This window comes from Neisseria flava (genome assembly GCF_982712965.1).
The window spans coordinates 1-9146 of the sequence record NZ_CEXQBZ010000054.1 but is presented as its reverse complement, the minus strand read 5'-3'; the positions used below and the strand labels follow the sequence as shown (position 1 = coordinate 9146).

10 protein-coding genes are annotated in these 9146 nt (G+C 50.1%); 9 read left to right on the top strand and 1 reads right to left on the bottom strand.

Annotated features, from left to right (window positions below; all coding sequences use genetic code 11):
* Window positions 1-181: 181 nt before the first annotated feature.
* The 5 genes from AC5M9B_RS03515 to AC5M9B_RS03495 all read left to right on the top strand — a co-directional run bounded on the left by AC5M9B_RS03515 (window position 182) and on the right by AC5M9B_RS03495 (window position 4377).
* Window positions 182-367, top strand: a complete 186-nt coding sequence (locus tag AC5M9B_RS03515; RefSeq protein WP_003743254.1) for a DUF3460 family protein — start codon at window positions 182-184, stop codon at window positions 365-367.
* A 10-nt stretch (window positions 368-377) separates the two neighbouring features.
* The gene (locus AC5M9B_RS03510) at window positions 378-1046 is read left to right on the top strand and encodes a class I SAM-dependent methyltransferase (protein ID WP_049225958.1); all 669 of its coding nucleotides are present in this window, start codon (window positions 378-380) and stop codon (window positions 1044-1046) included.
* A gap of 4 nt (window positions 1047-1050) precedes the next feature.
* Entirely contained in the window at window positions 1051-1785 is a 735-nt protein-coding gene (locus tag AC5M9B_RS03505) for a tetratricopeptide repeat protein (protein ID WP_146736850.1), read from the top strand.
* A gap of 79 nt (window positions 1786-1864) precedes the next feature.
* Window positions 1865-2350, top strand: coding sequence for a 5-(carboxyamino)imidazole ribonucleotide mutase (gene purE, locus AC5M9B_RS03500; protein ID WP_003743250.1), 486 nt, complete (start codon window positions 1865-1867; stop codon window positions 2348-2350).
* A gap of 119 nt (window positions 2351-2469) precedes the next feature.
* Entirely contained in the window at window positions 2470-4377 is a 1908-nt protein-coding gene (locus AC5M9B_RS03495) for an ATP-binding cassette domain-containing protein (protein WP_209283143.1), read from the top strand.
* A 70-nt stretch (window positions 4378-4447) separates the two neighbouring features.
* Here AC5M9B_RS03495 and guaB read toward each other — a convergent pair whose 3' ends face one another.
* Window positions 4448-5911, bottom strand: coding sequence for an IMP dehydrogenase (gene guaB, locus AC5M9B_RS03490; RefSeq protein WP_003743246.1), 1464 nt, complete (start codon window positions 5909-5911; stop codon window positions 4448-4450).
* Window positions 5912-6067: 156 nt separating this feature from the next.
* On the opposite strand from guaB, the gene AC5M9B_RS03485 reads away from it, so the two are divergent.
* The 4 genes from AC5M9B_RS03485 to AC5M9B_RS03470 all read left to right on the top strand — a co-directional run bounded on the left by AC5M9B_RS03485 (window position 6068) and on the right by AC5M9B_RS03470 (window position 8956).
* Window positions 6068-6322 (top strand): energy transducer TonB, encoded by a 255-nt coding sequence (locus AC5M9B_RS03485; RefSeq protein ID WP_209283341.1) that lies wholly within the window; start codon window positions 6068-6070, stop codon window positions 6320-6322.
* A 249-nt stretch (window positions 6323-6571) separates the two neighbouring features.
* Window positions 6572-7858 (top strand): phosphopyruvate hydratase, encoded by a 1287-nt coding sequence (gene eno / locus AC5M9B_RS03480; RefSeq protein WP_003756747.1) that lies wholly within the window; start codon window positions 6572-6574, stop codon window positions 7856-7858.
* 16 nt (window positions 7859-7874) lie between these two features.
* Window positions 7875-8153 (top strand): cell division protein FtsB, encoded by a 279-nt coding sequence (ftsB, locus tag AC5M9B_RS03475; RefSeq protein ID WP_487648262.1) that lies wholly within the window; start codon window positions 7875-7877, stop codon window positions 8151-8153.
* A 308-nt stretch (window positions 8154-8461) separates the two neighbouring features.
* Entirely contained in the window at window positions 8462-8956 is a 495-nt protein-coding gene (locus AC5M9B_RS03470) for a hypothetical protein (RefSeq protein WP_070655729.1), read from the top strand.
* Window positions 8957-9146: the final 190 nt, after the last annotated feature.

The window sequence follows — 9146 nt, the reverse complement described above, 5'->3', positions numbered from 1 at the left end:
CGTATGCTACCGCATACTGGCCTTTTTCTGTTAGGGAAAGTTGCACTTCAAATGCGAATCCGCCGTCGTCTGAAAACACAAAATGCGTTTTCAGACGACCTTTGCATTAGGATTATCCGCTATAATATCACCGCATAACAAAACCCGTCTTTTACGACCCTATCCCCACGGAGCGTACAAAATGTACCACTACAAATCCGAAGCCACCCAGTTTCTCGACAAACTTATCGAAGACAATCCGCAACTGGAAACGCAACGCCTAGAAAACCGCCACCTGCTTTGGGATGTCGAATTAAATCCGCAAGAGCAGGCAGAGTTTGAGGCTGCCAAAGTCGCCAAAAAACCCTACACATACTATCAAGACTGATCGTGCCGAAATGACCGTCCGCACATCCAACACACCTGCCGGACTACAGGACTACCTCAATACCATCGGACAAGCGGAGCATCCCGTCCTTGCCGCATTGCGCGAGCGCACGCTTTCACACCGATTAGGCAATATGGCCATTGCCCGCGAACAAGCCGCCCTACTTTCTTGGTTGGCGCAGCTTATCCGTGTCGAAAAATATTTGGAAATCGGCGTGTTTACAGGATACAGCAGCACCGCCGTCGCGCTTGCATTGCCCGAGCATGGCAAAGTTACCGCCTGCGACATCAACGTAACATTTACCGACATAGCGCGCGAAACTTGGCGGGCGGCAGGGGTGGAACACAAAATTTCGCTGTACCTGCAACCTGCCCTTTTGACTTTGGACGACCTGATAGCGCAAGGCGAAGCGGAAAGTTACGACCTGGCCCTGATAGATGCGGATAAGCCCCCTACCCCGCAATATTTCGAACGTTGCCTGAAGCTTGTACGTAAGGGAGGCATTATCGCCATCGACAATGTTTTGCTGAACGGCCGGGTCTTGCATGAGGGCGACGAACACTCCCCGCCCAGCTTGAAAATACTGCAAACATTCAACCGCAGCTTGCCCGAAGATGAACGTATCGTTCCCATTACCCTACCCGTCGGCGACGGATTGACCCTTCTATTGAAAAAATAAACCGATGAAAACAAACCTGCTTATCCGACTGCTCCCCATTGCCTTTACCGCCGCCTGTACTTCCGTTTCATCCCCGTCTTCAGACGACACTTTTTCGCTGCCGGATATTCCCGATAGCCCGCAGAAAGTATCCATCCCCTATCCCAAGCTCGACGAACAGACACAAATCGACCATTTGGGCGTACAGGTTGCACGCATTGAGCGGGAAATGGAGGCAGTAAACCTTCGTTTGCAGCAAATCGAGCAGCAAAACAAAATCCACTCCCGTCCTGCTAAGAAAACCGTGTCTCAACGCTTGGACGACCAGAAGCTCAAAAAACATTATCTGGAGAACGGCGGTATCGCGCCGACCGAAACAGATTCGCTTACCCTAAACGAAACCCGTCTTTACGAGCGTGCATCCAAATACTACCGCAGCGAGAATTACCGGGCGGCGGCAGCCATTCTGAAGGAAGCCGACGGCGGTAACGGCAGCGATATTGCGCGCCGCAATATGTATCTGTTGCTGCAAAGCCAACAGCGCATGGGCCACTGCGAATCCGTCATCGAAATCGGCGGACGCTACGCCAACCGCTTCCGCAGCAGCCCGCAAGCCCCCGACGCGCTCTTCAGCATCGGACAATGCCAATACAAACTGCAACAGAAAGACATCGCCCGCAACACATGGCGCAAGCTGATACAGAGCTATCCCGATAGCGAAGCTGCCAAACGCGCCGCTATCAGTATCAAGCAACGATAACTTTTCAGACGATCTCCCCCCTATTCGAAGGTCGTCTGAAATCATTCATTGAATAATGTTTTATACAATAGGAGCAAATATGGCCAAAATCGGCATCATCATGGGCAGCAACAGCGACTGGCCCGTCATGCAGCAGGCAGCGCAGTTTCTCAAAGAGTTCGGCGTCGAATACGAAGCCCGCGTCGTGTCCGCACACCGCACCCCTGATTTAATGTTCGAATACGCTGAAACCGCCCGCGAACGCGGCATCAAAGCCATCATCGCCGGTGCGGGTGGCGCAGCACACCTGCCCGGCATGGTTGCCGCCAAAACCACCGTCCCTGTATTGGGCGTTCCCGTACCCAGCAAATACCTGCGAGGCGAAGACTCCCTGCTCTCCATTGTGCAAATGCCCAAAGGCGTTCCCGTCGCCACCTTCGCCATCGGAGAAGCAGGCGCCGCCAACGCCGCCCTGTTCGCCATCTCGCTGCTTGCCAACGAAGATCCCGAGCTGGCGCAAAAACTTGCCGATTTCCGCGCCAAGCAGGAGCAAACCGTTTTAGACATGGAATTACCCGAAGCCTGATATAAAAAAGGTCGTCTGAAAACGGATTTTCGTTTTTCAGACGACCTTTTTGCCTGATTTCAAAGAAACCTTCAAAATCGTTTAAAATCCATACCCTTTCATCTTTCTCAATCTGCCTTATGAACATCTTATCCGTAGAAAACGCTTCCTTTACCGTCGGCCATGTCGCCTTGCTCGACAAAACTTCCTTCCAACTCGACAGCGGTGAAAAAATCGGCCTAATCGGTCGCAACGGCGCGGGTAAGTCTTCGTTTCTGAAAATCCTCGCCGGCGTGCAGAAGCTCGACGACGGGCAGATTATCGTTCAAAACAACCTCAAAATCGTTTATGTGCCGCAGGAATCGTTTTTCGACAAGGAAGCCACCGTATTCGACACCGTCGCCGAAGGCTTGGGCGAAATCCGCGATTTGCTGCGCCGTTACCACCGCGTCAGCCATGATTTGGAACACAATTCAGACGACGTTTTATTAAAAGAACTCAATGAATTGCAGCTTGAAATCGAAGCGAAGGACGGCTGGAAGCTGGATGCGGCGGTGAAGCAGACTTTGAGCGAACTCGGCTTGCCGGAAAACGAAAAAATCGGCAACCTCTCCGGCGGGCAGAAAAAACGCGTCGCCCTGGCGCAGGCTTGGGTGCAGAAGCCCGACGTATTGCTGCTGGACGAGCCGACCAACCATTTGGACATAGACGCGATTATCTGGCTGGAAAACCTGCTGAAAGCGTTTGAAGGCAGCCTGGTCGTGATTACCCACGATCGCCGTTTTCTGGACAATATTGCTACGCGCATCGTCGAACTCGACCGCGGCATTCTGCGCTCCTATCCCGGCTCGTTCTCCAAATACAGCGAGAAAAAAGCGCAAGAGTTGGCAGTAGAAGCGGAACACAACCGCCTCTTCGACAAATTCCATGCGCAGGAAGAAGCGTGGATACGCAAAGGTATCGAAGCACGCCGTACCCGCAACGAAGGACGCGTGCGCCGTTTGGAAGAACTGCGCCGCCAACGTGCCGAACGCCGCAACGTGCAAGGACAGGTCAATTTCAAGCTCGACAGCGGAGAGAAAAGCGGCAAAATCATCGCCGAGCTGGAACACGCCTCGTTTGCCTATGGCGACAAAGTCATCATGGACAAATTTTCCGCCATCTTGCAGCGCGGTGACAAAATCGGCTTAATCGGCCCAAACGGTATCGGCAAAACCACCTTCCTCAAGCTGATTCTGGGCGAATTGCAGCCGACCTACGGCAGAATCCGCATCGGCAGCAAGCAGGAAGTCGCCTATTTTGACCAGTTCCGCAGCGCGTTGAACGAAAACGACACCGTGTTTTACACGCTCGGACAAGGCAACGATTACGTCGAAATCGGCGGCAAGAAAAAACACGTCATGAGCTATCTGGAAGATTTTCTGTTTCACCCTGCCCGCGCGCAAAGCCCCGTCTCATCGCTCTCCGGCGGCGAACGTAACCGCCTCCTGCTGGCAAAACTTTTTACCCGCCCCGCCAATATCCTGGTCTTGGACGAACCGACCAACGACTTGGACATCGACACCCAAGAGCTGCTCGAAGACCTGCTGCGCGATTACCAGGGCACGGTATTCCTCGTCTCGCACGACCGTATGTTCCTTGATAACGTAATTACCCAAAGCATTGTTTTCGAAGGACAAGGCCGTCTGAAAGAATACATCGGCGGCTATCAGGACTATATCGACGCAAAATCACGCGAAGAGAAAATTCAGACGACCGCTGCGCCGAAAATAACCGCAGAACCGGAAAAAGCCAAACCCAAAGCCAACCGCACGGTCAAACTTTCCTACAAAGAACAACGCGAACTCGACGCCCTGCCCGACGAAATCGCCGCCTTGGAAACCGAACAGGCGGAAATCAACGCGCAACTTTCCGATCCTGAAATTTTCAAAGATTACGAAAAAGCCGGCGCATTGCAAAACCGTGCCGAAGAAATCGAAACACTGCTCTTGGAAAAATTGGAACGCTGGGAGCTTCTGGAGGCTAAGCAGAACGGTGAAGCAATCTGATTTTTAGGGCATTATTCAGACAATAAAAAAGGTCGTCTGAAACTTTCAGACGACCTTTTTTCACTTTACCTTAGCGGTGATAGTTCGGTGCTTCTTTGGTAATTTGAACATCGTGAACGTGGGATTCGCTCATACCGGCGGAGGTAATTTCTACAAATTCCGCTTTTTCGTGCATTTCTGCGATATTGGCGCAGCCCAAATAGCCCATGCTGGAACGCAGGCCGCCGGTCAGTTGGTGAATAATGTTCACAATCGGGCCTTTGTAGGGAACGCGGCCTTCGATACCTTCGGGGACATATTTGTCGGTGCTGTCGGTTTTATCTTGGAAGTAGCGGTCGGCGGAGCCTTGGCTCATTGCACCCAGAGAACCCATGCCGCGGTAAGATTTGTACGAGCGGCCTTGGTAGAGTTCGATTTCGCCCGGTGCTTCTTCCGTACCGGCAAACATGCCGCCGAGCATGACGCTGTATGCGCCCGCTGCCAAGGCTTTGGCGATGTCGCCGGAGAAGCGGATGCCGCCGTCGGCAATCAGTGGAACGCCGGTGCCTTTGAGGGCTTCGGCAACGTTGTGAATGGCAGTCAGTTGCGGCACGCCTACGCCCGCAACGATACGGGTGGTACAAATCGAACCCGGTCCGATACCGACTTTGACGGCGTCTGCTCCTGCTGCGACCAAATCCAAAGCGGCTTTGGCGGTTGCGATATTGCCGCCGATGACTTGGATGTGCGGATAGGTTTCTTTCACCCATTTCACGCGCTCGATAACGCCTTGGCTATGACCGTGTGCAGTATCGACGACGATGACGTCGACTCCCGCTCCGACCAAGGCTTTTACGCGCTCTTCGGTGTCGCCGCCTGTGCCGACAGCCGCGCCTACGCGCAAACGGCCTTCGGAGTCTTTGTTGGCATTTGGAAACTCGGTGGTTTTCAAAATATCTTTTACGGTAATCAAGCCTTTAAGCTCGTCTTTTTCGTTCAAGACCAAAACACGCTCGACTTTATGTTCGTGCATCAGTTCGCGCGCTTCGTCGATGCTTGTGCCTTCGGGAACGGTAACCAAGCGTTCGCGCGGGGTCATGATGGCGGAAACGGGCAGGTCGAGGCGGTTTTCAAAACGCAGGTCGCGGTTGGTAACGATACCGACCACTTTGCCGTTTTCAACGACGGGCAGACCGGACATTTTGCGTTTGCGTTGTGCGCGCATTTCCAATACTTCACGAATAAGCGTCGTTGGCGCAACCGTAATAGGGTCTTTCACCACGCCGCTCTCATGGCGTTTCACTTTGGAAACGGCACGCGCCTGCATTTCGGGCGTCATGTTTTTATGGATAATGCCGATACCGCCTTCTTGCGCCATGGAAATGGCGAGGCGTGCTTCGGTAACGGTATCCATTGCAGCGGAAAGTAAGGGGAGGTTGAGCGTGATTTCGCGGGTGAGCTTGGTTTGAAGTTTAACGTCTCGTGGCAGCACGGTTGAATGTGCAGGAACCAACAAAACATCGTCGAAAGTATAGGCTTTTTCTACGATACGCATGATGCTCAGTCTTTCAGTTTGTGCAAGATGCACGGCATTATAGCATTTAAATGCCAACCTTGACAAAATTTTGCAAGAACTTTGTTATTTTTTTACACGATGATAAATGCCCGGAAATTTTGATAGCGATTTTGTTTTTCCAACAAAGTTGCCAATATACCTGTTCCCAAATATCCTGTTTATTTCCTAGAAAATGGAGAGAAAGGACAAGTCATTCTCGGCGTAAGGGCTTTAAATAATCTCTCAAATATGGTTCGCATTATTGAAAGCAGCGGCTATCACAGATTAGACAATGCTGCTCTCCAACCCCTTAAAAACATCCTCATTTATCCCAAAATTCGAAAAGATATTGAATATTATCGGCTGGTTAAATGCTCATTCGAATCGTTTTCAGACAGCCTCTCTGTCTAAAACAAAGCATTCTCGGTAAGCTCCCCTGCCCTGAAACTTCAAAAACTGTTAAAATGCGAGGCTGCTTGAGCAGATATTATTTTTTGTGCAAACCGATGTTGACGTGAAACAAACTTACAGTCGATTTCATCGCGATTCTGGTATCGCTATCGGTATAATCGCCATTGATATACTTTCAGCGGCAATCATAGGTCGTCTGAAATGTAACAAAGCTACTTTTCTTTTTTCATCCTCATTTGGAGAATATTCATGAGTGCAATCGTTGATATTTTTGCCCGCGAGATTTTGGATTCACGCGGCAACCCCACCGTAGAATGCGATGTATTGCTGGAGTCCGGCGTAATGGGCCGTGCCGCCGTACCGAGCGGTGCGTCTACCGGTCAAAAAGAGGCTTTGGAACTTCGCGACGGCGACAAATCCCGCTACTCGGGCAAAGGCGTATTGAAAGCAGTTGAACACGTCAACAACCAAATTGCCCAAGCACTGATCGGTATCGATGCCAACGAACAGTCCTACATCGACAAAATCATGATCGAGCTGGACGGCACTGAAAACAAAGGCAATTTGGGTGCGAATGCTACTTTGGCAGTTTCTATGGCTGTTGCCCGCGCGGCTGCCGAAGATTCAGGTCTGCCGCTTTACCGTTACTTGGGCGGCGCCGGTCCTATGGCTTTGCCTGTTCCGATGATGAACGTTATCAACGGCGGCGAACATGCCAATAACAGCTTGAACATTCAAGAATTTATGATTATGCCTGTCGGCGCGAAATCTTTCCGCGAAGCCCTGCGCTGCGGTGCCGAAATTTTCCACGCGCTGAAAAAACTGTGTGACGGCAAAGGTTTCCCGACTACTGTTGGCGATGAAGGCGGTTTCGCACCTAATCTGAACAGCCACAAAGAAGCCCTGCAACTGATGGTTGAAGCAACCGAAGCTGCTGGTTACAAAGCAGGCGATGATGTCTTGTTTGCTTTGGACTGCGCATCCAGCGAGTTTTACAAAGACGGCAAATACCACTTGGAAGCCGAAGGCCGTTCTTACACCAGCGCAGAATTTGCCGAATACCTTGAAGGCTTGGTTAACGAATTCCCGATTATTTCCATCGAAGACGGTATGGATGAAAACGACTGGGAAGGCTGGAAACTCCTCACCGAAAAACTCGGCAGCAAAGTACAACTGGTCGGCGACGACTTGTTCGTAACCAATCCGAAAATCCTTGCCGAAGGCATCGAAAAAGGCGTGGCAAACGCATTGCTGGTCAAAGTCAACCAAATCGGTACTTTGAGCGAAACCTTGCAAGCGGTTGACTTGGCAAAACGCAGCCGTTACGCCAGTGTAATGAGCCACCGTTCGGGCGAAACCGAAGACAGCACCATTGCCGACTTGGCAGTCGCTACCAACTGTATGCAGATCAAAACCGGCTCATTGAGCCGCTCCGACCGCATGGCGAAATACAACCAACTGCTGCGCATCGAGGAAGAATTGGCAGAAGCTGCCTACTACCCCGGCAAAGCCGCATTCTATCAACTGGGCAAATAAGAAAAGGTATTGATGTATGAAGTGGGTAACTGTTGTTTTATCCATCGCGCTCGCTTACTGCCAATACAGCCTTTGGTTTGGAAAGGGCAGTATCGGGCATACGGAAGAATTGCAGGAACAACTTTCCGCGCAGGAGGAGAAAAACCAGACGCTCACTTTGCGCAACCAGTTCCTTGCTGCGGAAGTCGATGATTTGGCGAACGGTCAAGAAGCGATTTCTGAAATTGCCCGTGTGGAATTGGGTTACGTCCAAGACGGCGAAACCTATTACCGTTTTATCGAACGCAGCCGTTAATTGCCCTGAATGGAAACAAAAGGTCGTCTGAAAATTTTCAGACGACCTTCTTTTATTTGTAGCTTGGACCTTCCCTGCGAAAACAACTTGATTTTATGAAAATATTCAGGGTTTGCTGCTACTTCAAACTTTCATATCCCTGCCTATGCGGAAATGACGGTATTGATGAAAGTTTCTTAATTTTAAATTGTACAAAAAATAAAATGTCCTCAAATAGTGAAAACAAATAAAAATAGAAATAAGAATTGATTGCATTTAACTTTTGAACTAATATAACGCCATCCTTCCTACCTCGTCTGAAGCTTGCCATGCGTTACCACTTTCCGATTTCTGTCGATATGTTTGACTTTCTGACCACGGGCCGATTTGATTATTTGGAAATCGGACAAACTGCAGAAATGATTTTACAAATGTTTCCCGCCCCCGAATGTGTTCCTAAAGGGCTTTTAGTGAAAAAAGGATGGAATATCTGGCTTTATGGCAATATTGAGCTGCATTTTTCAGACGACTGCCTTACTCAAATCCGTGCTGATTTCCAACCTGGAGAGCCATTAAACGGCGGACGCTGGTTAAGTCTTAATCCCTGGTTTTTCAATCATGCAGACAAGCTTGATTTGTATTCGACTATTGCAAAACTGGTACAGCACCGCATTGACTTTATCAAAATAGATACACCTTCCGCCCTGATTCTGCGCTTGCAAAGCGGTGTGGAACTGATGTTTGAGAAATTCAGCGGACAGCGGTTATTTGCATTTTGCAAACAGAAAACCACGCTTCCTCAATGGGCGCATGAGCCGGTATAAATTTTTTATGCCATCATTGAAACCATCTATCTCAGGCCATTGCCGTCCTCCGTTTCATCATAATAAAAAGGTCGTCTGAAATCAATTTTCAGACGACCTTGGATTCGGATTTCAAGTGCAACACTAGTGTATCAGTGGGTTGAACAGATTCAAGAATAAAACACTTGGCGTTTCGTAGCCAAGTGTTTTT